Origin of the sequence: Niallia sp., from assembly GCF_031978665.1 — a bacterium.
Taxonomy (GTDB): Bacteria; Bacillota; Bacilli; order Bacillales; family Cytobacillaceae; genus Niallia.
In genome coordinates this window covers 141,286-166,791 of record NZ_DALZDK010000001.1, presented here as the reverse complement: position 1 = coordinate 166,791, position 25,506 = coordinate 141,286, and the positions used below count along the sequence as shown (strand labels likewise).

Here is a 25,506-nt window from a genome sequence, read left to right as displayed (position 1 = left end):
TAAAAAAGCGAACTTGCAAGTTCTATCACTGTGATAGATTCACTTCCAAAGTTCGCTTCTTTTTGATTTCACCAATGTTCTTTAATAAATTCATCTCTGCCTGACTTTTTTCTATCTTCTTTATAATGTGTCTTGTTTTTCTTATGATAATCTTGATGATAGTCTTCGGCTGGATAGAAAATAGCAGCAGGTTCAATTAATGTGACAATTGGCTTTTTAAATTTTCCGCTTTCTGCCATTGCTTGTTTTGATTTTTCAGCAAGCTCTTTTTGCTTTTCATTATGGTAAAAAATCGCTGTCCGATACTGCGGTCCACGATCTTGAAACTGTCCATCTGGATCAGTTGGATCAATTTGCTGCCAAAATAATTCTAATAAACGCTCATATGGAAATAATTCTGGATCATATGTGATTTCGACAATTTCAAAATGTCCAGTTGTCCCTGTTTTTACTTGTTCATATGTTGGATTCTCCAAATGTCCTCCGCTATAACCAGAAACAATTCCTTCGATGCCTGGCAACTCTTCAAATGGGGATACCATACACCAAAAACATCCACCTGCAAATGTTGCTTTTTCCATTACGTCTCATCTCCCTAGTTGTTCCTATTAATCTTTTTAGTATACTACTATTTTTAAGAAAATTAGCGATAACTCTCTAATTAGTTAGAAATTAGTATATAATACTTTAAAGAAAGTTACTATTTATTCTTACTATTTTTCATTTAATTCTTAGAACTTTATTCATCGTTTAATACCATTTTAAATAAGGAAAGGATATCAATGAATAAATTACTTTTACAAAAAATGATTCAAAAAGCACTTAAGCAATACCAAGTAGAAAGCAATATACTTACTGCCAAAGATATTGAAGAATTGGCAACCAAGATCATTGAATTAAAAAAACTACATCCTTCCCAGGAACTTTATGATCTTGTTCAGGACGTAGTGTATGGGTATGTTACAGATTCACCTTATTTTTAATCGTTTTTATTTTTTATTCAAGATACCGCCGACCAATTTATCTGCAATCGCTGGAAATAAGTTATATAGTACACTTCCCCAGTTCATCCAAACAGGCAGATTGAGCTCACGTTTTGGATGAAGCATTAATTTTGTTACCTTTTCCGCTACTTTCTCCGATGACAGCATATATTTTTGGACATTTTTCACATAGTTGCCAGATTTGTCAGCCATGTTGAAAAAGTCCGTTTCAATTGGACCAGGATTTACTGCTGAAATTTTGATGTTTGAATGTGAAACTTCCATTCGCAAGCTATTGGTAAAACCTAAAACAGCGTGTTTCGTTGCGGCATATGCACTTGATTTAGGCGTAGCTAACTTTCCTGCCTGTGATGCAACATTAATGATATGTCCGCAGTTTTTTTCTAACATAGATGGCAAAACTTCTTTTGTACAGGCAATAACCCCCATTACATTTACTTGGAACATTCGCTCAATATCAGTCATGCTTGCTTCATGCACCATATCAAATACCCCAAAACCGGCGTTATTAAGTAAAATATCGATAAACTCTACCTCTCAAAAACTTCTTTCACTTGGTTCATGTTACTTACATCTAAAGAAAAATAGATAGCCTGAACGGGAAATTGATTATTTATTTTCTCGCAAAGGGCAGCAAGCTTATCTTCTGATCGAGCTAGGAGAATGGGACGAGCTCCCATTTGTGCTGCATTATATGCGATTTTCTCGCCTATGCCAGATGATGCTCCCGTTATTACAATATTTTTTCTATTTAAATCCTTCATGATCCACCCCAAAAAAAAGCACATGCATTTAAGAGAAAATGTCATGCACCTGTTTCATTAATCGTACATCTATATTCGCATATTATTTATTTTACAGTCTCTCGTCATTTTTGGATATAAAAACTATTTTCTTACTTATTTTCACATAGTAGAACCAAAATAACAACAAGGCTTCTCTTCATTTTCAAAGGTACATCATAGCCACTTTTAATTTTAGAGATACCTTTCATGTCAATATACAGGAATATACTAGGTAACAAATCCAAACTTATATACTCTCATCATAGATTCTAATACTAATTTTCCCACCATGCTACTTAACTATTGACAGATACCCCTTCCATCTTGCATAATCAGATAAATTTATCATATGAATACGATGATTAAAAATAGCAAATGGTAACTGGCTTGCTAGAGAGTGAAGTTCTAAGGCTATAAAAACTTCTCAATGTCCATTCCATCGAACCTACTTAGGAGTATTTAGGCAAACCTAAACGTAGTCCGTCCATACCGGAGAAGAATTGTATAATCATGCGTATACGCTGTTTATATAGAAACTAAGGTAGTACCACGGAAAACCTTTCGTCCTTATATTTTGAAGAGAGGTTTTTTCTTGTTACAAAAACAACCGTACTAAATTATTTAGGGGGAAAGAAAATGAACAAACTTGCTATTATCGGTGCTGGTTCCATGAGCGAAGCATTGATTTCTGGGATTGTTTCAAGCAAAATAATAGAGACAACAGATATTACTGTTACAAACCGTGGTAATGTAGAAAGACTTACTGAATTACAAGAGCTTTATGGCATTTATTACTCCTTTGACTTAGAAAAAATCGTTCAAGAAGCAGACACTATCATTCTTGCAATGAAACCAAAAGATGTAAAAGAGGCAGTTGCTCAATGGAAGGATTATTTATCTGAAAAAACACTTCTAATTTCTGTTCTTGCTGGTGTTAACATGGACAGCCTGCAACGTTTAATTGGCACAAATATTCCAATTGCGCGCGCAATGCCAAACACCTCCGCTACAGTCGGTAAATCAGCAACTGGAATCTCCTTCAACTCCTTTGTACTGGAGGAACAGCAACAATTTGTCTTTGACATGTTTAAGACAGTTGGCTTAGTTACCTTTGTGGAGGAAGAACAGTTAGATGCTATTACAGGGCTTTCAGGAAGTGGTCCCGCCTATATTTATTACCTAGTAGAAGCAATGGAAAAAGGAGCGTTATCGATTGGACTAGAACGAGAAGTTGCAAATGAGTTAATCGTACAAACCTTACTTGGTGCAGCCGAAATGATTGCCACATCATCTAAAACGCCTCTTGAGCTTCGCAAAAATGTAACAAGTCCTGGTGGAACAACCGAAGCAGGACTCAAAATTCTAGAGCAATTTGACGTACAAAATGCCTTTATTGAATGTATCCAAGAAGCAACTACCCAGTCAAAGCGGATGGGAAAAGTCATTACGGATGAGCTCAAGCTTTCAAAATAGTGCAAGATTTCTTCCTATCATGAGAATCAAACAATAAAAAAAAGGATGTTGCCTCCTATTTTGACAACATCCTTTTTCAGTTTAAATATCAAACTCCGAAAAATCTTCAGCTATGTATGTATTAGGAAAAATTGCTTTTGCTTCCTGTAATAGTTGATCTATTAATGACTGGTCATATCTTGCACTAATATGTGTTAAAAGGAGACAATCAACATCTGCCTTTTTGGCAGTTTCGGCGGCCTGTACAGTCGTAGAATGAAAATATTCACTGGCAATAGAAGCTTCTTTTTCAGAAAATGTTGCTTCATGCACCAATACCTTTGCCTCTCTCGCCAATTCCTTTGCAGCATCACAAGTTCTAGTATCCCCTAAAATAGTAATAATTCTGCCTTTAATTTTCGGTCCAAGAAAGTTCTGACTACTGATGACTGTACCATCATCAAGTATAAGATCTTCCCCGTCTTTTATTTTTTTATAAATAGGCCCAGGCTTTATTCCATACTGCAATAATTTATCTTTATCTAATTTTCCAGGACGATCCTTTTCGATTATCCGATAGCCAAAGCTTGTTACGCCATGTTCTAAAGTTCTCGCTTCTACAATAAAATCATTGTCCTCCAAAATAACTCCTTCTTCAATTTCTACTACTCGTAGCTCATACTTTAGATAGGTCTGACTAACTGCAAGGCTAATCCGGACATACTCGCTAATTCCTTTAGGGCCATATACTGTCAGTGGCGTTTCTCCTCCTTGAAAGGATCTACTGGCAAGAAATCCTGGCAAGCCATAAAGATGATCTCCATGTAAATGAGTAATAAACACTTTATCAATTCTTCTTGGTTTTATACTTGTATGTAAAATTTGATGCTGTGTTGCTTCTCCACAATCAAACAGCCAAATACTCCCCTTTTCTTCTAAAAGCTTTAAAGCAATAGATGTAACATTTCTCGCTTTTGCCGGAATACCTGCACCTGTTCCTAAAAATTGCAATTTCATGTTTACACACTACTCCCCTTTCGTTTTTCTTCGTTGTTCCTAATCCTGCTGTATAAATAAAACCGTATCATTAAATACTAAATCAGAATAGATGTCTTAAGTATACTTTAACGCTATAGGAATATCCAAATTCCTAAATCATTTAACTAGTAACTTTTGCTAATATATTGTAATATCATGTTGAATGAATGAAAAATTTCTGTTGCAAATACAAATAGTAAAAATATTTGCAAAAATTATAAACAAATTTGTTGCTATATGCGTGAGAAAAAGATAAAATTTTATAACTGTATAGGTACATGTTTTATTTAAAACTAATGTACTTTTGTAAAGCAGCAATTTATTAATTTTCATACATATATAAATGAAATGAGGTACAAGAAAGTGAATGAAAAACAAACATCAAATGCACTTATTATGATCTTCGGGGCTACAGGAGATTTAGCCAATAGAAAGCTTTTCCCATCTCTGTATCGATTATATAAAAAAGGTAAATTAGCAAATTTCGCCGTAGTAGGTGTAGGGAGAAGAACCTTAACGCAAGAACAGTTTAAACAAAATGTTGTTAATTCTGTATCTGAAGCAATCGCGGGTTCTAAAAATGATGATCTAGAGACATTCGCTTCTTATTTCTGCTATCATTCACATGATGTTACAAATTCAAGCTCTTACGTGGAGTTGAAAAACATCGCAGATGATTTAGATGTAAAATATAGCTTAAATGGTAACCGTGTATTTTATTTAGCAATGGCACCAGAATTCTTTGGTCCTATTGCGATTCATCTAAATCAGGATGGACTTACAGATGTAAAAGGCTATAAACGCTTAATCATTGAAAAGCCATTTGGACATGATTTAGAATCGGCAAAAGAACTGAATGAACAAATTCGTACTGCATTTTCTGAAGATGAAGTTTACCGAATTGACCATTACTTAGGAAAAGCAATGGTTCAAAATATTGAAACGATTCGCTTTTCTAATGCTATTTTTGAAAACCTATGGAATAACCGCTATATTAGCAACATTCAAGTAACTTCAAGTGAAGTTCTTGGAGTAGAGGAACGTGGAAGATATTATGAAACAAGTGGTGCACTTCGGGATATGGTCCAAAATCATATGCTGCAAATGGTCGCACTCCTTGCAATGGAACCGCCAATTAAACTTACACCAGATGAAATTCGCTCTGAAAAGGTGAAAGTATTCCGTGCAATGCGTCCTATGGAAGTGGATGAAGTAGATAAATACTTTGTAAGAGGACAATATGGCAAAGGATTAGTAGAAGACTTAGAGGTACCAAGCTATCGTGAAGAACAAATGGTTGATCCTAACTCCAACACAGAAACTTTTGTAGCTGGTAAAGTAATGATTGATAACTTCCGTTGGGCTGGTGTTCCATTCTACATCCGGACAGGAAAAAGATTAGAAAGCAAATCAACAAAGATTGTTGTTCAATTTAAAGATATTCCGATGAATTTATATAATCGTCCTGATCAAGAAATTACACCAAATCTTCTTGTGATTCATATTCAACCAGAAGAGGGAATTACCTTGCATTTAAACGCTAAAAAAGCAGGACAAAACATGGAGGCAACTCCGATTAAGCTAAGCTATGCTAACACAGGCATTGCAGGCATAAATACTCCTGAAGCTTATGAAAAACTAATTGATGACAGCCTTCACGGAGATGCTACAAACTTTACTCATTGGGATGAAGTTGCGTTATCTTGGAGTTATGTAGATAAAATTTCACAAGCATGGGAGCAAACACCTTCTACTCAATTCCCTAATTACGCTTCTGGTACAATGGGGCCAAAAGAAGCGGATGATTTATTAGAAAAAGACGGCTTCTTCTGGTGGCCAGTCAATCAATTTGAAGTTGATGTCTGCTAAGTAAATGTGTTAGTACTTAAAAAACGTGAATCTTTTGTATTCACGTTTTTTGTTTACTCAATTACGATTATGGTAATAGTTAAAGGAGTTTATGATGAAAAAAATCAAGCTTATCTTCTCTATCATTCTTGTATTTATTGTATATAATCTACTTGTTTTCTATTTAGGCTGGAATGGCTATGTTTGGCTTGAATCTTTACAATTAGTTCCATACCCATCCATCTATATTGGAACTGTTATCATTTGTGCATATGCATATATTATTAGTCATTTTCTTAAATCCATCTCTATTTTTAAAATAATCGGTGCTTATTGGCTAGCAATTTTTGAATACGGTCTATTACTTTTTCCATTTGCAAATGTTGGATGGTTTCTATTACATTTTAATATTCAATCTGAAGATGCAACAAGAATGATTGGCACCCTTGTAGCTTGCATCCTACTATTTTTACTAATTTACGGAACCTATAATGCCTATTCTCCTATTGTGCGAACATATAAACTAACCGTAGAAAAAAAACAGGCCAAAAGAGGCTCTCTGCGTATTGCTATGGCTTCTGATATGCACTTTGGCACTTTATCAGGGAAAAGTCATTTAAACAGGCTAATAACGAAAATAAACGGCTTACACCCCGATTTGATCCTATTACCTGGAGATATCATTGACGACGATCCCCTGCCTTTTATGAAAAAGAAAATGGGAGAGCAGTTAAAGCAACTCCATGCCCCTCTAGGCATATACGGCGTTTTAGGAAATCATGAATACTATGGAAAAATGATTCCTACTTTCTTAAAGGAAATGAACCGTATCGGTATTCACATATTAATGGATGAAAAAGTAACCATCGACAAGACCATTCGCTTAATTGGTCGCAAAGATAAAACAGATGCAGAAAGACTATCCATCCCTGAACTTCTCGAGAATGAAAGTAATCACCTTCCCATTATCATGATGGATCATCAGCCTGATGAGCTCGAAACTGCTATGAACGATGGAATTGATGTCATCCTCTCTGGGCATACCCACCGAGGGCAAATGGCACCGAATCATTTGATTACAAAAAAAATCTTTGAATTAGACTGGGGCTATAAGAAAAAGAAACAATTGCACGCGATCGTTTCCTCTGGTTTTGGGTTTTGGGGACCGCCAATTAGAATTGGCAGTAGATCGGAAGTGGTTTATATTGAAATAATATTTACGGAATGAGAGATTTTGAAATATAGGCCTTTATTATTGTAATAAAATAGTTATTCGATGTAATAAGAATGTGCTGCTAAAATTAATATTGTGGCATATTCTTTTATTCGTTTATTAAAAGGTTTTATTATTTTGGGAAGTAGAATAAATAGTTTGGATGCGGAAAATTTCTAATTAGGTTATGAACACCGTTTTTCCTTCCCTTCTCTCTCGTACCGGCTTTCACCAATACACTAAGTTATATACTATCTTCACCTATTTAAACTACCGAAAAAAAAACACACCACAATCTAAAAAGTGGTGTGTTTTCATGTAATTCTTATTTTTCCATCCAGTTAGTATGGAAAATTCCTTCTTTATCAGTACGCTCGTAAGTATGTGCACCGAAGTAGTCACGTTGTGCTTGTAATAAGTTCGCTGGTAAAGTTGCTGTACGGTAGCTATCGAAGTATGCTAATGCAGCTGCGAAACTTGGTACAGGAATACCATTTAATACAGCACCAGAGATTACTTCACGTAATGCTGTTTGATAGTTTTCAGCGATTTCGCTGAAATATGGATCCAATAGAAGGTTTTTCAATTCTGGATCACGGTCATATGCATCTTTGATCTTTTGTAGGAATTGAGCACGAATAATACATCCGCCGCGGAAAATCATTGCGATTTCGCCATAGCTTAAATTCCAATCGTATTCTTCAGATGCTTCTCTCATTTGCGCAAAACCTTGTGCATATGAAACAATTTTGCTTAAGTATAGAGCTTTACGTACAGATTCGATATACGCAGCTTTATCACCTGCAAATGGTTTAATTTCTGGACCAGAAAGTACTTGGCTAGCTTTTACACGTTCGTCTTTCATTGCGGAAATGAAACGAGCAAATACAGACTCGGTAATCATTGGAAGTGGAACACCTAAGTCTAAAGCACTTTGGCTTGTCCATTTACCAGTTCCTTTTTGTCCAGCAGTATCTAAGATTAGATCTACTAAAGGTTTACCAGTTTCTTCATCAATTTTTGTGAAAATATCTGCAGTGATTTCAATTAAGTAGCTATCTAGCTCCCCTTTATTCCACTCTGCAAATACTTCATGAAGTTCTTGTGCTTCTAATCCTAGTACATGCTTCATAATGAAGTATGCTTCACAGATTAATTGCATGTCACCATACTCGATTCCATTATGAACCATTTTTACATAGTGACCAGCACCATCTGGACCGATATAAGTTGTACAAGGCTCATCGTTTACTTTAGCAGAAATATCTCTGAAAATAGGAGCAACTAATTCGTATGCTTCTTTTTGTCCACCAGGCATGATAGAAGGACCTTTTAATGCGCCTTCTTCTCCGCCAGAAACACCTGTACCAATAAAGTGAATACCTAGCTCACTTAACTCTTTATTGCGTCTTTGTGTATCTTTAAAGAATGTGTTACCACCATCGATTACAATATCCCCTTTATCTAATAAAGGTTTTAATTGTTCAATCGTTGCATCTGTAGCAGGTCCTGCTTTAACCATTAACATGATTTTACGTGGGACTTCTAAAGATTGTACAAATTCTTCTAATGTATATGTCCCAACAATGTTCTTACCTTCTGATTCATTAAGCATTTCTTCTGTTTTTTCTTTTGAACGGTTGAAAACGGAAACAGTATACCCTCTGCTTTCGATGTTCATAGCAAGGTTTTTACCCATAACCGCTAAACCGATTACACCAAATTGCTGTTTTGTCATTTTTCCTAACGTCCCTTCTAAACTATGTATCCTTATAGTAGAATTCACTTAACTTTAGCAAGATTTTTTAAGTTATGCAACTAAAATGCAACTACTTTTCTGGTTTATTTCAAAAAAATTTTTTTATCATAGGTAACCGCACTAAAATTTCTTTCCTTGGAGAAAATCTTTATTAAAACTAGTCAGTGTACCTATGTTTTCTTCTTTTTTTGAAATATTATTTCTTTCCGATGCTGGCTCAATAATAGAAGTACCATATTTTTCTTTCAGTTTATCAATGGCTGTCCATAAAGGCTCCTTCTCTGCATCTTTTTCAAAAGAAAAGAGATCAAGTTGTTTTACTACAATATTATTATCGATTAAATCCCCTGCGGTTATTCCCAGTAAGCGAACAGGATTGCCGTCCCATGCAGTAATAAAGATTTCTTTGCTAAATTGTAGTATTTCTTCCTCTGTCTTAATCGGATTAGCCATTTTTTTGCTTTTCGAATAATTTTTGCGATTTCCATACCGAATCGTAACAGATAGATGATTAGCATGCACATGCTTTCTTTTCATGCGTGTTGCCACTTTATTTGCTAATGTCGCTAATACTTTAAATAATTCCTGTTGATTCTTTACATCCCGTGGAAGGGTTGTCGAATTTCCAATACTCTTAAACTCATTGGCTGCTTCTGGATCGACTGGGCGATTATCTTCTCCATTGGCTCTTTCCTTTAAACGAACGCCATTTATGCCTAATAGCCCTTTTAGGGGAATCACTTGAGCCATTGCCAAATCTTTAATCGTTTGAATGCCAATCGTTCTTAGTTTTTCCCCTGTTTTCTTTCCTATACCATGCATTTCTTCTACTTGCATCGGCCAAAGTATATTCGGGATATCTCGCTTTCTTAGAATAGTGATTCCCATCGGCTTCTTTAAATCGGATGCTGTTTTAGCTAGAAATTTATTTGGTGCAATACCTATACTGCATGGTAAATCTAAACGTTCATAAATTCGTTTCTGAATTGTTCTTGCAATATAAAGCGGTGTCCCTAACTCATGGCAGTTCGTAATATCTACATAGCCTTCATCTATTGATACAGGCTCGACGATATCTGAAAATTCATGGAGGATTTGAAACATCGCAAGAGATGCCGTCCGATAGCGATCAAAGTTGGGAGGCAAAACAATTAAATCCGGGCATCTTTTTTTCGCTTCCCACAAAGGCATCGTTGTTTTTACACCAAATTTTCTTGCTTCATAGCTACAAGTTACGATAATTCCTCTGCGTTCTTTTTCATTCCCAGCGATTGCGAGGGGCTTCCCTTTTAACTGTGGATTATAAGCCATTTCTACAGATGCATAAAAACTATTCATATCTACATGTAATATGACGTGTCCTTTTTTCGGATAAAATTCCTTCACTTTACCTTCACCATTTCTTTTAAGCCATGCAAATCTCTTAAACAAAGAGTTTATGCAGGCTGATTTTTCATATAGTCTTTAATTTCTCGTACTCCCTCTAACGTTTCTAGCAAAATATTTGGATCTAGCATTAAGACAAGACGGTTTTCTAAATTAAGAACGCCTGTTAGATATTCTGTTTTCTGGTAAGCAGAAATTCCAACCTCTTTAATGACTTCCTCTTTAATATCGAGAATTTCCTTTGCATCATTAACAATCATGGCAAATGAAATATCTTCAGTTCGAGCAACAATTAATTTATTATTTTCGTTTTCTTCTGTTGTTTGATTATATAAAACCATTTGTAAATCAATGACAGGAATTAGTTCGTCTCTTACTTTTCTAATCCCTTTTACAAAGGTTGGCAATTGAGGCACAGCTGTAATTTGCTCCTCTTTTTCAATAGATATTACGTAAGATACATCGACAGAATATTCTCCGTTTCCAACTTTAAAAATAACAACCTTTTTCTCTTCCATCTATATTCCCCCAAAATTAGTATATACAGTAGTATTTTCCTATAAAAATATTTTCCTCTGTTTTCTGTATAAATGCAAGCGAAAATAGAAACATTTGTTTGATATATGCATAAAAAAGAGTGCTTCCTCAAAAGGAAACACCCCGACTCAATAATATGATTATTCACCTAGAAACTAATCATGGATACCAAATTACTTCTTCAGCATCTATCTTCTCATTATTAATTAAGTGAATTATCTTGTTTGCAAAATTCATATTACTGATTAATACAATAAACCCTATCTTGAAATTCAAATTGCAATTCATTTAAAATAAACGAATAAATAAAACAAGTGGTTATGATATTGACGAATACAGCTACAATTTATACTATTCAATAGATAAATTCTACAAACACAACTTTCCATTGTCCATTTTTATTACAGCGTCTGACAGTATTTTTATATCATCAGTATTATGACTTGCTATAATTACTAATGCCCCTTTTCTTTTTTCTTCTAATAAAATATTTCTAACTTCCCTTATTCCTTCTTCGTCAATTGCGTTAGTAGGTTCATCCAATAAAATTACATTTGGTTTTTCAAACAAGGCTTGAGCTATATTTAATCGTTGTTTCATTCCCAATGAATACTCTTTAACCTTTGTTAATTTTGCTTCTTCTAATCCTACTCTCTTTAAAGATTTCTCGATATCTTCCATTGTTGCAACCTTTTTAATTTTACCAAGTATTTTAAGATTTTCTACAGCATTGAATTGAGGCAATAAACTCATATTCTCAATAATTAATCCCATATTAGGAGGGAAAGAAATATCTTTATGCAGATATTTATCATTCACAATAATTTCACCTTTGGTTGGGTGAATTAATCCTGCAATAGCTCTTAAGAGCATTGTTTTCCCAGATCCATTCCTTCCATATAGTCCATATATTTTTCCAGATTCAAATCTATAAGAAATATCATCTAATACAGTTTTTCCTTTTATCTTTTTGTTAATCGATTTCAGTTCAATATAGGTCACCTTTATTCCCCTCCCTATCCAACATAATCCTTTGTTTTTAATCTTCGTAACGAAATAATGAAACAAACTATTATTATAATAAATAAGATAACTATCTCATAAGAAAAGGTCAAAGGACTCTTATGGAATGCTACATCAGAACGAAGGTACATTGAAAAATTGGGGATAAATAAATATAACATAATACTCCCCCGCTCTAATAATATTGACCCAAATGAAATACTTACAAGTACATATAAATTAATGATTAGTACCGCAACAGTATCGTCCATGAATAACTCCAAGGTCATTTGAATTATTATCAAGGCGGTAAAAGTTAATATCCACAATATATAACTTTTTATCACTAAATCGTTAATGGTTATTTTCAATCCCATATCTATTATCCAATAAAAAAATGTGAAAGCCATTGTTTCTAAAAGAAGAATAATAACTAAGCGATAAATCATTTTAAAAACTAACATACTTAAAAATATCAGTTTACTTTTTCCACGATATAATTGTAAAATCCCATAATTTTCAATATTTCTTCTCATACTTCCTATAAAATAAAAACTAATGACACCGAAAAAAAAATAGCTATATGCATAATATAAAATTTGGTTACTAACTCCTACCCCATAGACATTATATAGTAGTAATGAGTTAACTCCCCCTTCAAAATATGCTTGATACAAAAATTGAAGAATCCAAATTTGCACTATAATTCCTACTAATAATACATATATTCTCTTAAACATATAAATTACCATCTACCTTATATCACGAAGTAAAAATATGTATCTACTAATTAAGGAAGTAATAATAAACATACTGCATATCCGAATAAGTCTCATTAAAAATGAGAAGTTTAACCAGTCATTTTTTATCACATAATTTATAAGGTGTATTTCGGCAAAGAAAAAGGAATAGTCTAACTCAAAATAAATTATATTCGTTAACAAAATAAAAACAACTACAACACTGACAGTGCTAATTACTACATTATTAGAAATATCCAATAATATATTAGATAAATTTGAAATTATTCCATATACAAAGGTAAATTGAATCGTTTGAAACAGTATAGCAAGATAAAAATGTTGGTTAATTAATCTACTCACATCAAAAAATATTGACGTTCCTATCGCCACAATTGCACATAAAATCACACTGAATCCTAAACTAAAGAAAAAAGATTTCCTAAGACGTTGATAAAAAAAAGGCAACCTCGATTTATAGCGAATGAGTTTAATATCCTTGATATCTGGAAAAAAAATATAAAGAAATGGTAAGAAAATCATTAAATAATATCCTGTTACATAACGCAGACTTAAAAATCCCTGATACGTTACAAGGGTAGCTTGAAAATCTTGTCCATCTAAAAAAGGTTTTGATTGTAAATACCAAAAAACGGATAAAAATGATATTAATATTAAAGTTAAAATGAAAAATTTAAATTTATAAAACATTCCTTCTCCTTAACCTATATATTGTCGTTGGAATAATTATGATAAAACAGAAAATCACTGTTCGAGTAAATACAAACCCCATTTTTCCCCATCCCCATTCTGTAAATGGTTGAAAAATATCCATAACAGATCCATTCCTTATGATAATCTGTCCAAACCAAAACAGAAAAACTACAGGATATACAATTCGTTTATCTGGAACAACAAATGAGAAACATAGCGATGTTACTGCCAATAAGCCAGCTATAAAACTTGATACAATAATAAAAAGCATATTTATAAAAATTGGATGCTTCCATCCAAAATACTCAACAGAATATTTCGCTGCATCTTCATATCTATAAAGATAATCTATCGAATGTGTTTTCGGCACATCCCAACTTGTTAAAAATGCCATGATATAATTAATCAATAATGGAATAAAGAGTAAAAGAAAACCACTAATAAAAGTAACCTTTATGAGTGTGAATATGTACTTCCTTTTGCCTAATTTCCCGATTAGTATATTATCATATCCTAATTTTTTATCATTAATATATCGCTCACTAGTATATAATAATAACCAAATAGGTAATAACCATAGAGAAAGCATTTGTAGATACACGGAATTTTGTCCAGTTAAAAACGTCATATAATTATAATGTTCCCTACCAAATTGCCATAAAAGGTTTATCACTAAGTCAGCTAACATGAATAGTAGGATAGTAGAAAAGATAATAATAGATTTTTTCTGCTTTATAGTACGATAAAAGTCAAAATTCACTTCCCTCTCCCCTTCTTAATCAACAATGGAGTTGGAACACATTTTTTCTTGCTCCAACTCCCACTTTCATAGCATTTAGTTTTTTCAAGTACAATTATAGGACATATAAACACTAGTTTATCAATAATTAATTTAATAATTATATTTCTTCGTCCCATTCGCCGGTAATTTCGAAAGTAGAGCTGTTATAATTGTTATTTTCAGCAGTCAAATACACTTTTTTCCCCTTAGCATCCGATGCTTTCTCAAAATCATATTGTTTGTACCCTCCACCCTCTTTAACGTCGTGTCCATTTGTAACATTAGCACCAGTTCCTAACTCTAACCAAAAACGTGTATATGTACCATTACCCTCGTCACTATTAGTTAATGATACCCCCCATTGCACTCTACTATCACCTGATTCTCTTAAATAACCTTGATCTTCTTGTCCATTCCCATGATAGTTAGGTACTAAAATTTGATATTCCCTTGGATTATCTTCAGCATGTCCTAAATTAGGCATCAAAACTCCCACTGAAAGTAAAGATACTAAACCAAAAGTTAAAGCTTTCTTTTTCATTAATACTCCCCCATTCTATTTTCCTTGATACCTTCGCTCGTCTTTTTAATACTCTTTTCCTTTATTACCTCCCTTAGTGGGCTATATTAACCTGTTTACATCTGTTATGGTTAGCTGTAAAATTAACACCATATCTAATTGCAAAAAGACATTGCCCGACCGCTTTAGGGTCACATATCACAGTATTTCTCTGGAAGCGGACTAGTCTTTTGAACAAGGTTTATAGTAATAAAGTTTCTTGTTCGTAAGAATTGTGTGTATATTTTAAATTTTCGACATTTTTTTAAAAAACCTTTAATTTTTTTAATTAATTTCTAAAAAAGTAAGCTTCAATAACGTACACATTCAATGCTATTCTTTCTGAATTATTAGATAGTGTGTTGTCATGAAACATATAAAAGAATTATTAGAGTCACATTTGGAAGATTTTGAAGCGAGTGATTACAAAAATAGAAATTATTATTAAAACAGCTATTATTAAATACTCACATCCTTCTAATATCCAACCTCTACAATAACATCCAAAATTTAAAATACTAAACACATTAATTACATAAAAAGATTCTAGCTAATTCAACATTGACAATAAATTTGGTATTATGTGGTTTGTATTTTTTTGTCAACTCTCTTTCCATTGGCGAATTTCTAATGTCCGTAGTTTTAAATAGTTCCCCCCCCGCCTTGTATCAGTTGGTTTATTTTCGAGATACGTAATTTCATACTTACATCCTAGTTTCGGTTTGATAGTTTCTTTATTTTTTCTTCAAACCTTTTCTTTCTCTCTTTTGGCACGAATATCCTAGTCCTCCTTCGATTTTGGTGAAAACTTATCCCTAAGAATGTCCGTGCTTTCGGCTTTTCCACAGCGCTTTTATCCCTTCAGATTCCGCATCACCATGGACCCCCTGTCCTTCGAATAAAGGTTCGCATATCCCGACGGTCATAGCGAACTTTCACCGCCTAGCTAGTGAACATGACCAGCATACAAAAAGAGTGCTTCCTAAAAAGGAAACACCCTAACTTAAACTAAATTATTTACCTGTTACTTCTTCAATAATTGCAAGTACCATCTCAGCCAATTTATTCAATTCTTCGATTGGCATCTTTTCATTTGTTGTATGAATATCTTCATACCCTACAGCTAAATTAACCGTTGGGATTCCAAAACCGCAGATAACGTTAGCATCACTACCGCCACCACTTTGTTGCAATTCACAGCTTCTGCCGATTTTTGCAGCGGCCTTTTTAGCCACTTCCACAACATGATCCCCTTCGCCGAATTTAAATCCAGGATACATTACATCCACTTCTACTATAGCTTGCCCACCCATGTCTTTTGCGGCTGATTCAAATGCTTCTTTCATTTTAGCTACTTGTGCAAGCATCTTATCTTCTACTAATGAGCGTGCTTCTGCAAGAATATCTACATGATCGCAAACAATATTTGTTTGTTTCCCGCCTGCAAAACTACCAATATTAGCTGTCGTTTCTGCATCAATACGGCCTAAAGGCATTTTCGCAATCGCTTTTGAAGCAATAGTAATAGCTGATACGCCTTTTTCAGGTGCAACGCCTGCATGTGCCGTTTTTCCTAAAATCGTTGCCTTTACTTTTGCCTGTGTTGGTGCTGCAACAACGATATTTCCTACTTTTCCATCACTATCTAATGCATAGCCGTATTTTGCTTGGATTAACTTCGGATCAAGTGCTTTTGCACCCAATAACCCTGATTCTTCCCCTACTGTAATAATAAATTGGATTGTTCCATGAGGAATGTTATTTTCCTTGATAACGGTAAGAATTTCAAGCATAACAGATAGACCTGTTTTATCATCTGCCCCAAGGATTGTTGTGCCATCTGTTACTATGTATCCATCTTTTATTGACGGTTTAACTCCAACTCCTGGAACGACTGTATCCATATGTGATGTAAAGTAAATCGGATCTACATTTTCCTTTGTCGCAGGAAGCGTGCAGATCAAATTACCAGCACCATGACCTGTAATAGCGGTAGTATCATCCTCTATTACTTCTAACCCAAGATCTTCAAATTTCTTTTTTAATACAATACTGATTTCTTTTTCATACTTTGTTTCTGAATCAATTTGTACTAGTTCTAAAAACAGATTTAATAAACGCTCTTGATTTATCATTTCTTTGTTCCTCCAAAAATTTGTGACATTAATAGTATACGCCTATAAAAATAGAACATCAAATAAAAATCCTAAAAGTTGAATACCATTTCTTTTCTAAAAAAAGAAATAGTTCTCTCATCAATATTCCATATGTTTATAGTTGTACCATTCTTCTATTCTTAGTAAAATAGACAGTAAGAATAGGTAAGTAATTGGAGGATTCTATGAAGAAAAAGAAAAATAGATTACAAAAGATTGTTGTTTATTTAATGATCTTTGTTATGCTTGCATCCACTCTGTTAATCGGGATTGGGATGTTATTTTAATTGAAGCCTGTTTACACTAGGAAGCGAAAAGGGATAACCTTTTTCGCTTTTTACTTTATAATGTATATCTCCATCCCCTCTTGCTAATCCTGCTTAATCTGAAACTATTCATGCTAATAAATTGCCATCTAAATTGTAAAAACAAAAAAGATTCCCTCATCCGAAGACAAAGAAATCTTGTTTTATCCATCATTATAGCATTTTTTCCAAAAACTCTTTTGCACGGTCTGTTTTAGGACTCGTAAAAAATTCTGCTGGTGGTGCGTCCTCTACTACCACTCCACCATCAAGGAATAATACTCTGTTTGCAGCTTCTCTTGCAAAGCCCATTTCATGTGTCACAATAAGCATGGTAATTCCGGTATTAGCAAGTGATTTCATTACTTCAAGCACTTCTTTTACCATTTCAGGATCCAATGCTGACGTTGGTTCATCAAATAAGATTACCTCTGGATTCATTGCAAGGGCACGAGCAATTGCGACCCTTTGCTTTTGACCACCAGATAAACGGCTAGGGTATACATCAGCCTTATCAGCAAGTCCTACTTTATCTAGAAGCTCTTTGCCCATTTTTTCAGCTTCCGATTTACTTAACCCCTTCACCTTAATTGGTGCATATGTCACATTTTGCAAGACTGTTTTATGTGGAAAGAGATGAAAATGCTGAAATACCATCCCAACGTTTTCTCTAATCTTTTTTATGTTTGTATTTTTATCCGTAATATCCGTGCCATCAATGATTACTTTTCCTTCAGTAGGTACTTCAAGTAAGTTAATGCAACGAAGAAAAGTAGATTTACCTGAACCAGAAGGACCGATAATAGTCACTACTTCTCCTTTTTTAACCTGTGTATTAATCCCTTTTAAAACTTGAAGTGAGCCATAGGATTTATGCAAATTTTCAACATTAATCACTTCTTCTCATTCTCCTTTCAACAGCTTTTGCCAATGTAGTCAAAATCATTACTAATACATAGTAGATTAGACCTGCAAGAATCATTGGCTCCAAGTATGCATATTTTTCTCCACCCATTATATAGGCTCTACGCATAATATCTGTTACACCAATTACAGTGACAACTGCTGACTCTTTTGTTAAGGAAACAGCCTCATTGATTAATGCCGGAAAAATATTTTTTAAAGCCTGTGGCAAAATTAAATCGAACATTGCTTGTCTAGGTGAAACACCTAATGCCATAGCGGCCTCTTTCTGACCACGATCTACTGCTAGAATTCCAGCGCGAATAATTTCAGATATATATGCGGCTGAATTTAAGCCAAAGGAAAGAATTGCTGCAACAGCTGGCTCTATTTGTATCCCTGTTAATTGCGGTACACCAAAATAGATAATCATTAATTGCAAAACAAGGGGTGTTCCTCTGAAAACAGATGTATAAATAGCAGCAATCCAGCTCAATACTGGAAGTTTGCTAAGTTTAAAAATCGAAAGTATAATCCCTAAAATAAAACCAATAATCCCTGCCACAATGACAATTTGCAATGTCACTGTTATTCCCTTCAATAAATAAGGAAGGGATGGAATAAATTGTTGGAAATCCAAGCCCATTAATATCTCAATCCTTTCTTAAAAAGCGGGGATGTCTGTTAAAATAAGCCTTCACCTATTCGAAACTTCTTAAAAAACAAGAAAACGTTTAGGGCAATGTTTGCCCTAAACCGTCCCCTACTTCAACACTATCTTTAGTTATCAAACCATTTTACGACTAACTCGTCAATCTCTCCGCTATCCTGCATTTTCTTTAATTCCGAATTGAATTTCTCTGTTAAATCACTGCCCTTTGGAAACGCAATAGCAGAACCAGCATCTTCATTCGCTTCTTTTGCAGGGAATGATGTTAATGTATCTTCTTTATTTAAATAGCCAGTAGCAACAACATCTTCAATAATTGCTGCATCAAATCTGCCAGCTTTAATTTCTTGGATCAATTGTGGAATACGGTCACGGTTTTCTACAGTAACCTTTACTGTTTTAGCAATTTCTTTTGCTGCATCTTCTTGAATGGAACCTAATTGTACCCCTACTGTTTTTCCTGCAAGGTCTTGTACACTTTCAATTTTGCTATCTTTAGTTGTAATGACTAGATCTCTTGAAGTGTAATATACATCGCTAAAATCAACATTTTCAGCTCTTTCTGGTGTTGGAGACATTCCAGATAGAACTAAATCTACTTTGCCTGATTGTAATGCAGAAATTAATCCGCTGAAATCCATGTCTTTCACTTGAATTTCATAGCCAAGCTTTTCACCTAGTGCATTAGCTAAATCAATATCAAAACCGATGATGTCATCACTTTTTGCTGTATCAATATATTCAAATGGTGCATAATCTGCTGAAGTTCCCATAACAAGTACTTTTTTATCAGATGACCCACTATCATTATTTGAACTATTTTCATCAGTAGAAGTTCCACATGCACCTAAAACAACTACTAGAGATAACAGCATTAATGCTAATAATTTTTTCATGTTATTATTATCCCCCTGTATTTTCTTCTGTTGTATTCTCTATTAATATTGCTTGTTTGTTGCAAATTATAAGATAATCTTTTTATTCATATTCATGCAACAATATGAATTTTAACACATACTAATAATTATTCAATATAATTTATACAAATTCATTTAATAAAATACTATTCTGAAAAAACTAAATTTTTAAATAATAAGTCGTTATTTTTGAAATTTCTATTTTCATCATAAATATTTATTATAAAAGGGGCTAAAAGCATGCCAATGGTAAGCGAAATACATTAAGTCTAATCGAGTTATATGAAATTTTTACGATAATAGCCTATTATTTTTAGCCCATCAAAAAAAGGCTCAGAATTCCTGAACCTTTTTTCAATGAATATTCATAAGAAGCTATTGCTCTCTTTTAGTTAATTAATTACTTAACTTCTTCGCAATATTCTTCAAATGCATTCTGTAATTTTTCTACTACTTGCATTGGGTCATGTCCTTCGATTTCGTGGCGTTCAACCATTTTAACTATTTCGCCATCTTTCAATAATGCAAAGGATGGGGAGGAAGGAGGAAAACCTGTAAAATAGGAACGTGCTTGTTCCGTTGCTTCTTTATCCTGTCCTGCAAATACAGTTACTAATTGATCAGGTCTTTTTTTATAATGCAGTGAGTAGCCAGCAGCTGGTCTTGCAATTCCACCAGCACATCCACATACAGAATTCACCATTACAAGCGTCGTTCCTTTTTGGGATAATGCTTCATCTACTGCTTCTTTTGTTGTTAGTTCTTGATATCCAGCATCTACTATTTCTTGGCGTGCTTGACGGACAACATCATTCATGAATAAATTAAAATCAATATTCATCGTTTCGCTCCTTTATGAAATGTCTTCTTACTTCATTATTATAAAAAAAGTATTCATTTTCAATATATATGTTTGTATTAATTGTTTTCACATTTTTTGATACTATTCTCCAAGCGATTAATAGATTGGCGTTGTTTCCTCTGATGTTGTTTCTAGTATTTGCTTAATTCTTTGTAGGAATCTTCCGCAAACAAGTCCATCTAATACTCGGTGATCTAGTGACATACATAAATTTACCATATCTGAGATAGCAATCATATTATCTTTAATAACCGGTCTCTTCACAATCGACTCTACTTGAAGAATAGCAGCTTGTGGATGGTTGATGATCCCCATTGATTGGATAGATCCAAATGATCCCGTATTATTTACAGTAAAAGTGCCATCCTGCATTTCATCTATTGTTAGCTTACCAGTTCTCGCTTTGTTTGCAAGCTCTGTAATCTCACGGGCAATACCTTTAATCGATTTTTCGTCAGCATTTTTAATAACTGGTACAAACAGCGCACCTTCTGTTGCTACAGCAATGGAGATATTAATATCTTTTTTATGAATGATTTTGTCTCCAGCCCAAGTCGAATTAATTTCTGGAAATTCTTTTAACGCGCGGGCAACTGCTTTAACAAAAAAGGCAAAGAATGTTAAGTTATAGCCTTCTTCTTTTTTAAAGGAATCTTTCAATTTATTTCTGTATTGGACGAGCTTTGTTACGTCAACTTCAATCATTGTCCAAGCATGCGGGATTTCATGCTTACTTTTTACCATATTGCTAGCAATTGCTTTTCTTACTCCAGTTATCGGAAGCTCTTTGTCTCCTGCTTTTGTTTGAATACTATTCCTATGTACAGCTGGTTCATTTGTAGGTGTTTTTTCAACAGTGGCACTTGTTACTGCTTTCTCTTCCGCTTTTACCTGTGGAATTCCTTCGCTTATTGCTTTTTGTACGTCTTTTCTCGTAATTCTTCCACCTGCACCAGTTCCAGTTAAAAGTGTTAGATCAATTCCAGCTTCTTGAGATAGACGTAATACTGCTGGTGAATATCTTGCTTTTTGACTTGAGTCTTCATTCGTTGAAACAGCTACTTTTTCTATTGTCTCTTCTTCTGTAGGTGGTTCATTCTGTGTACGATCCCCAGCGACTTCAATGGTACAAATTACTTCACCAACCTCAAGCGTTTGTCCTTCTTCTGCTATTAGTTCTTTAATAGTTCCTGAAAAAGAAGAAGGAATTTCTGCATTTACTTTATCGGTCATTACTTCTGCTAGTGGATCATATTTATTAATCACATCGCCAACAGCAACAATCCAATTGCTTATTGTTCCTTCTGTTACACTTTCACCTAACTTAGGCATTGTTATTTTTTCAATCGGCATTACGTTCACTCCTTCTTATGCGACTTAAAATTCTGCGAGCTTTCGCATTTCTGTTTCGACTTTTTCTGGCGTTACTAAGAAGAATTTTTCCATCGTTGGTGCATATGGCATCGCAGGAACATCTTCTCCCGCTAATCGCATAATTGGTGCATCTAAATCAAACAAACAATTTTCAGCAATAATTGCTGCAACCTCACTAATCACACTGCCCTCTTTGTTATCTTCTGTTATTAATAAGACTTTTCCCGTTTTTGAAGCAGCTTCGATAATTGCTTCCTTATCTAGTGGATAAACGGTGCGTAAATCTAAAACATGGGCAGAAATACCGTCTTCTGCTAATTTTTCAGCAGCTTGCAGGGCAAAATGGACACATAAGCCGTAGGTAATAACGGTAATATCATCGCCCTCTCGCTTTACATCTGCTTTGCCGATTGGCAGCACATAATCTTCTTCTGGCACGAACCCTTTAATTAATCGATAGGCACGTTTGTGTTCAAAGAATAAAACAGGGTCAGGATCTTGAATGGCCGCCTTCAGTAAGCCTTTGACATCATATGGCGTGGAAGGCATCACTATTTTCAAGCCAGGCGTATTAGCGAACATCGCTTCTACTGATTGAGAATGGTATAGTGCACCATGAATTCCCCCTCCATAAGGAGCACGAATGACAATAGGACAGGTCCAGTCATTATTCGAGCGATATCTGACCTTAGCTGCTTCTGATACAATTTGATTGACAGCAGGCATAATAAAATCAGCAAACTGCATTTCTGCAATAGGTTTTAAACCGTACATTGCTGCTCCAATTCCAACCCCCGCAATTGCTGATTCTGCGAGTGGCGCATCAATCACTCTGTCTGCCCCAAACTGTTCGTAAAGACCTGTTGTAGCTTTAAAAACTCCGCCTTTTACTCCAACATCTTCACCAAGGATAAATACTTTGTCATCTTTCTCCATTTCTTCCCGAATGGCTTCGGTCACTGCATCTATATAGGATATTACTGGCATTTTCTATTTCCCCCTTATTCGCCATACACAAATTTAAGTGTATCTTCTGGTTTCGCATATGGTGCCTTTTCTGCATAATCCGTTGCTTCATTTATTACTTCAGCAATTTTATTGTTCAACCTTTGATCCATTTCTTCTGTTAAGATACCAGTCGAAATTAAATAAGTTTTAAATGTTAATAATGGATCCTTCGCTTTTGCTTCTGTCACTTCTTCTCTTGCGCGATAGCTACTATCATCATCGTCAGAGGAATGTGGGGTTAAGCGATAGGAAACTGCTTCAATAAGCGTAGGTCCTTCCCCTCTTCTTGCTCGATCTACCGCTTCTTTCGTAACACGGTATACTTCAATCGGATCATTGCCATCAACTGTATACCCTGGCATTCCATAGCCGATTGCTCGATCTGAAACATTTGCACAACCCAATTGCTTTTCAATTGGAACAGAGATCGCATATTTATTATTTTCGCATAGAAAAATAACAGGTAGTTTATGGACACCAGCGAAGTTTGCCCCCTCATGAAAGTCTCCTTGGTTAGACGAGCCTTCTCCAAAGCTTACAAAGGTAACGAAATCCTTTTTCTCTATTTTTCCTGCTAATGCAACACCTACCGCATGGGGTACCTGTGTAGTTACTGGTGAAGAACCTGTGACAATTCGGTTTTTCTTTTGGCCGAAATGCCCTGGCATCTGTCTCCCTCCTGAGTTTGGGTCCTCTGCTTTCGCAAAGCCTGATAGCATAATTTCTTTAGTGGTCATCCCAAAAGATAACACAACACCTAAATCGCGATAATAAGGCAGGATATAATCCTTTTCGCGATCAAAAGCGAAGGCTGCACCCACTTGCGCCGCTTCTTGCCCTTGACAAGAAATAACAAATGGAATTTTCCCTGCACGATTTAATAACCACATTCTTTCATCAATTCTTCTTGCAAGGAGCATCTGTTCATACATTTCCAATACTTGATCATCTGTTAATCCAGCTTCTAAATGGCGATTATGGACCATTGTCATATTATTACCTCCTAATTGGTTCATCTGTATTCCCCCTATAACTAGAATCCTAATTTTATAATTCCTAGTTTTTACTATCCATGAATTGCTTTACCCTCTACTGCAAGTGCCGCTTCCCCCATTGCTTCAGTCAATGTTGGATGGGGATGAATCGTATTTCCGATTTCCCACGCGGTTGCATCAAGTACTTTTGCAAGAGCCGCTTCAGCAATTAAATCAGTAGCATGTGCACCTATAATATGGACACCTAATAAATCATCAGACTCTTGATCCGTAATTACTTTGACAAATCCAGCTTGTTCTCCATAAATAAGTGCTTTTCCAATTGCTTTAAAGGAAAATTTCCCTTTTTTTATCGAATGTCCTTGTGCTATAGCTTCCTCTTCTGTATAGCCTACACTAGCTATTTCTGGGCTTGTGTAGATGCATTTGGAAACTGTTTTATAGTCAAGTGGATGGGGATTTTCCCCTGCCATATGTTCAACGGCAATTATTCCTTCATGTGATGCAACATGCGCTAGCTGTAAGCCGCCAATACAATCGCCAATCGCGTATATATGTGATTCCTTTGTTTGATAGTATTCATTTGTTTGAATTTGATTATTAACAACCGCTATATCTGTATTCTCAAGACCAATGCCTTCCACATTTCCAATTCTTCCAACAGATACAAGCAACTTCTCTCCCTCGAACGTTTGAGCTTCGCCATTTTTTTCTGCTTGAATGGCTACTTTGGACGAGTCCTTCTGCAACGTTTCTGCTAATACCTTGGCACCTGTTACAATGTTTATCCCTTTATTCTTCAAAATTCTTTGTAACTCTTTACTTATTTCTTTATCTTCTGTCGGTACTAATCGATCACTATATTCTAAAATAGTGACTTTCACATCAAAATCTGCAAGCATAGACGCCCATTCGACTCCAATTACACCACCGCCGACAATAATGATTGATTTAGGAAGTTCCTCCATCTGCAATGCTTCCTCCGAACTAATTACAGTCAAACCATCAATTTCTAGTCCTGACAAGCTTTTCGGTCTTGAACCTGTCGCGATAATCACATGTTTAGGAAGCAGCATTTCATTTTCTTCTCCATTATTCATTTCAACAGAAATGGTTCCTGGCATAGGAGAGAAAATAGATGGTCCTAATATTCTTCCATTTCCTTCATACACATCGATTTTGCCTTTTTTCATTAAGTATTGAACACCGCTATGAAGCTGACTTATGATGGTTGATTTTCTTGCTTGCACTCGGCTAAAATCCAATCGGATATCTGACGTAATAATTCCAAACTCATCACTTTTTTTCGCAGTTGCATAAACTTCTGCACTTCTTAATAATGCTTTACTTGGAATACATCCATTATGTAAACAAGTACCACCTAATTTTCCTTTTTCTACGACTGCTGTTTTTAAACCTAATTGGGAGGCACGAATCGCTGCTACATAACCGCCCGTTCCTCCGCCTAGAATGACAAGATCATACTCTTTTGCCATTT

24 protein-coding genes and 1 pseudogene are annotated in these 25,506 nt (G+C 34.9%); 5 read left to right on the top strand and 20 right to left on the bottom strand.

Annotated elements, in window-relative coordinates; all coding sequences use genetic code 11:
- Nucleotides 1–68: 68 nt before the first annotated feature.
- Entirely contained in the window at nucleotides 69–581 is a 513-nt protein-coding gene (gene msrA / locus RTL21_RS00840) for a peptide-methionine (S)-S-oxide reductase MsrA (protein WP_312092340.1), read from the bottom strand.
- A gap of 201 nt (nucleotides 582–782) precedes the next feature.
- Here msrA and RTL21_RS00835 point away from each other — a divergent pair, with 201 nt between their 5' ends.
- The gene (locus RTL21_RS00835; RefSeq protein ID WP_312092338.1) at nucleotides 783–983 is read left to right on the top strand and encodes a YqzH family protein; all 201 of its coding nucleotides are present in this window, start codon (nucleotides 783–785) and stop codon (nucleotides 981–983) included.
- Nucleotides 984–989: 6 nt separating this feature from the next.
- Here RTL21_RS00835 and RTL21_RS00830 read toward each other — a convergent pair.
- Nucleotides 990–1,768, bottom strand: a pseudogene (locus RTL21_RS00830) (SDR family NAD(P)-dependent oxidoreductase).
- Between the two features lie 657 nt (nucleotides 1,769–2,425).
- On the opposite strand from RTL21_RS00830, the gene proC reads away from it, so the two are divergent.
- Nucleotides 2,426–3,262 carry a pyrroline-5-carboxylate reductase gene (proC, locus tag RTL21_RS00825; protein ID WP_312092336.1) on the top strand — a complete coding sequence of 279 codons (837 nt, stop codon included), beginning with the start codon at nucleotides 2,426–2,428 and terminating at the stop codon, nucleotides 3,260–3,262.
- Nucleotides 3,263–3,343: 81 nt separating this feature from the next.
- On the opposite strand, the gene rnz is transcribed toward proC, so the two are convergent.
- On the bottom strand, nucleotides 3,344–4,258 hold the full coding sequence (gene rnz / locus RTL21_RS00820; RefSeq protein ID WP_312092334.1) for a ribonuclease Z: 915 nt from the start codon (nucleotides 4,256–4,258) through the stop codon (nucleotides 3,344–3,346).
- 417 nt (nucleotides 4,259–4,675) lie between these two features.
- Between rnz and zwf the strand changes: the two genes are divergently transcribed.
- Nucleotides 4,676–6,148 carry a glucose-6-phosphate dehydrogenase gene (gene zwf / locus RTL21_RS00815; RefSeq protein WP_312092478.1) on the top strand — a complete coding sequence of 491 codons (1,473 nt, stop codon included), beginning with the start codon at nucleotides 4,676–4,678 and terminating at the stop codon, nucleotides 6,146–6,148.
- A 94-nt stretch (nucleotides 6,149–6,242) separates the two neighbouring features.
- Nucleotides 6,243–7,355, top strand: coding sequence for a metallophosphoesterase (locus RTL21_RS00810; RefSeq protein WP_312092332.1), 1,113 nt, complete (start codon nucleotides 6,243–6,245; stop codon nucleotides 7,353–7,355).
- A gap of 310 nt (nucleotides 7,356–7,665) precedes the next feature.
- Here the strand turns inward: RTL21_RS00810 and gndA are convergent, their stop codons facing one another.
- The 9 genes from gndA to RTL21_RS00765 all read right to left on the bottom strand — a co-directional run bounded on the left by gndA (nucleotide 7,666) and on the right by RTL21_RS00765 (nucleotide 16,953).
- Nucleotides 7,666–9,078: an NADP-dependent phosphogluconate dehydrogenase gene (gene gndA, locus RTL21_RS00805; RefSeq protein ID WP_312092330.1), complete on the bottom strand. Its 1,413-nt coding sequence runs from the start codon at nucleotides 9,076–9,078 to the stop codon at nucleotides 7,666–7,668.
- 141 nt (nucleotides 9,079–9,219) lie between these two features.
- Nucleotides 9,220–10,485 (bottom strand): DNA polymerase IV, encoded by a 1,266-nt coding sequence (locus RTL21_RS00800; protein ID WP_312092328.1) that lies wholly within the window; start codon nucleotides 10,483–10,485, stop codon nucleotides 9,220–9,222.
- A gap of 50 nt (nucleotides 10,486–10,535) precedes the next feature.
- On the bottom strand, nucleotides 10,536–11,003 hold the full coding sequence (locus RTL21_RS00795) for a chemotaxis protein CheW (RefSeq protein ID WP_312092326.1): 468 nt from the start codon (nucleotides 11,001–11,003) through the stop codon (nucleotides 10,536–10,538).
- Nucleotides 11,004–11,391: 388 nt separating this feature from the next.
- Nucleotides 11,392–12,024, bottom strand: a complete 633-nt coding sequence (locus tag RTL21_RS00790; protein ID WP_312092324.1) for an ABC transporter ATP-binding protein — start codon at nucleotides 12,022–12,024, stop codon at nucleotides 11,392–11,394.
- Nucleotides 12,025–12,038: 14 nt separating this feature from the next.
- Nucleotides 12,039–12,725, bottom strand: coding sequence for a DUF2705 family protein (locus tag RTL21_RS00785; RefSeq protein ID WP_312092322.1), 687 nt, complete (start codon nucleotides 12,723–12,725; stop codon nucleotides 12,039–12,041).
- Nucleotides 12,726–12,776: 51 nt separating this feature from the next.
- A complete protein-coding gene (locus RTL21_RS00780; protein WP_312092320.1) occupies nucleotides 12,777–13,475 on the bottom strand; it encodes a WxPxxD family membrane protein in 699 nt (232 codons plus the stop codon).
- Nucleotides 13,465–14,238, bottom strand: a complete 774-nt coding sequence (locus RTL21_RS00775; RefSeq protein ID WP_312092318.1) for a hypothetical protein — start codon at nucleotides 14,236–14,238, stop codon at nucleotides 13,465–13,467. Before RTL21_RS00775 ends, RTL21_RS00780 begins: the two co-directional genes overlap by 11 nt.
- A gap of 139 nt (nucleotides 14,239–14,377) precedes the next feature.
- Nucleotides 14,378–14,800, bottom strand: coding sequence for a DUF2712 domain-containing protein (locus tag RTL21_RS00770; RefSeq protein WP_312092316.1), 423 nt, complete (start codon nucleotides 14,798–14,800; stop codon nucleotides 14,378–14,380).
- Between the two features lie 1,031 nt (nucleotides 14,801–15,831).
- On the bottom strand, nucleotides 15,832–16,953 hold the full coding sequence (locus RTL21_RS00765; RefSeq protein ID WP_312092314.1) for a tripeptidase T: 1,122 nt from the start codon (nucleotides 16,951–16,953) through the stop codon (nucleotides 15,832–15,834).
- A gap of 206 nt (nucleotides 16,954–17,159) precedes the next feature.
- Between RTL21_RS00765 and prli42 the strand changes: the two genes are divergently transcribed.
- Nucleotides 17,160–17,261: a stressosome-associated protein Prli42 gene (gene prli42, locus RTL21_RS00760; RefSeq protein WP_152679997.1), complete on the top strand. Its 102-nt coding sequence runs from the start codon at nucleotides 17,160–17,162 to the stop codon at nucleotides 17,259–17,261.
- A gap of 192 nt (nucleotides 17,262–17,453) precedes the next feature.
- Here the strand turns inward: prli42 and RTL21_RS00755 are convergent, their stop codons facing one another.
- From RTL21_RS00755 to lpdA, 8 genes are all read right to left on the bottom strand, one after another.
- Entirely contained in the window at nucleotides 17,454–18,176 is a 723-nt protein-coding gene (locus tag RTL21_RS00755) for an amino acid ABC transporter ATP-binding protein (RefSeq protein ID WP_312092311.1), read from the bottom strand.
- Nucleotides 18,169–18,828, bottom strand: a complete 660-nt coding sequence (locus RTL21_RS00750) for an amino acid ABC transporter permease (protein ID WP_312092309.1) — start codon at nucleotides 18,826–18,828, stop codon at nucleotides 18,169–18,171. Before RTL21_RS00750 ends, RTL21_RS00755 begins: the two co-directional genes overlap by 8 nt.
- A 134-nt stretch (nucleotides 18,829–18,962) precedes the next feature.
- Nucleotides 18,963–19,748, bottom strand: coding sequence for a transporter substrate-binding domain-containing protein (locus RTL21_RS00745; RefSeq protein WP_312092307.1), 786 nt, complete (start codon nucleotides 19,746–19,748; stop codon nucleotides 18,963–18,965).
- Between the two features lie 421 nt (nucleotides 19,749–20,169).
- The gene (locus RTL21_RS00740; RefSeq protein ID WP_312092305.1) at nucleotides 20,170–20,610 is read right to left on the bottom strand and encodes a BrxA/BrxB family bacilliredoxin; all 441 of its coding nucleotides are present in this window, start codon (nucleotides 20,608–20,610) and stop codon (nucleotides 20,170–20,172) included.
- A gap of 117 nt (nucleotides 20,611–20,727) precedes the next feature.
- Nucleotides 20,728–21,984, bottom strand: a complete 1,257-nt coding sequence (locus RTL21_RS00735; RefSeq protein ID WP_312092303.1) for a dihydrolipoamide acetyltransferase family protein — start codon at nucleotides 21,982–21,984, stop codon at nucleotides 20,728–20,730.
- Between the two features lie 24 nt (nucleotides 21,985–22,008).
- A complete protein-coding gene (locus RTL21_RS00730) occupies nucleotides 22,009–22,992 on the bottom strand; it encodes an alpha-ketoacid dehydrogenase subunit beta (RefSeq protein WP_312092301.1) in 984 nt (327 codons plus the stop codon).
- A 14-nt stretch (nucleotides 22,993–23,006) separates the two neighbouring features.
- The gene (locus RTL21_RS00725) at nucleotides 23,007–23,999 is read right to left on the bottom strand and encodes a thiamine pyrophosphate-dependent dehydrogenase E1 component subunit alpha (protein ID WP_312092476.1); all 993 of its coding nucleotides are present in this window, start codon (nucleotides 23,997–23,999) and stop codon (nucleotides 23,007–23,009) included.
- Between the two features lie 80 nt (nucleotides 24,000–24,079).
- Nucleotides 24,080–25,504 carry a dihydrolipoyl dehydrogenase gene (gene lpdA / locus RTL21_RS00720; RefSeq protein ID WP_312092299.1) on the bottom strand — a complete coding sequence of 475 codons (1,425 nt, stop codon included), beginning with the start codon at nucleotides 25,502–25,504 and terminating at the stop codon, nucleotides 24,080–24,082.
- Between the last annotated feature and the right edge of the window lie 2 nt (nucleotides 25,505–25,506).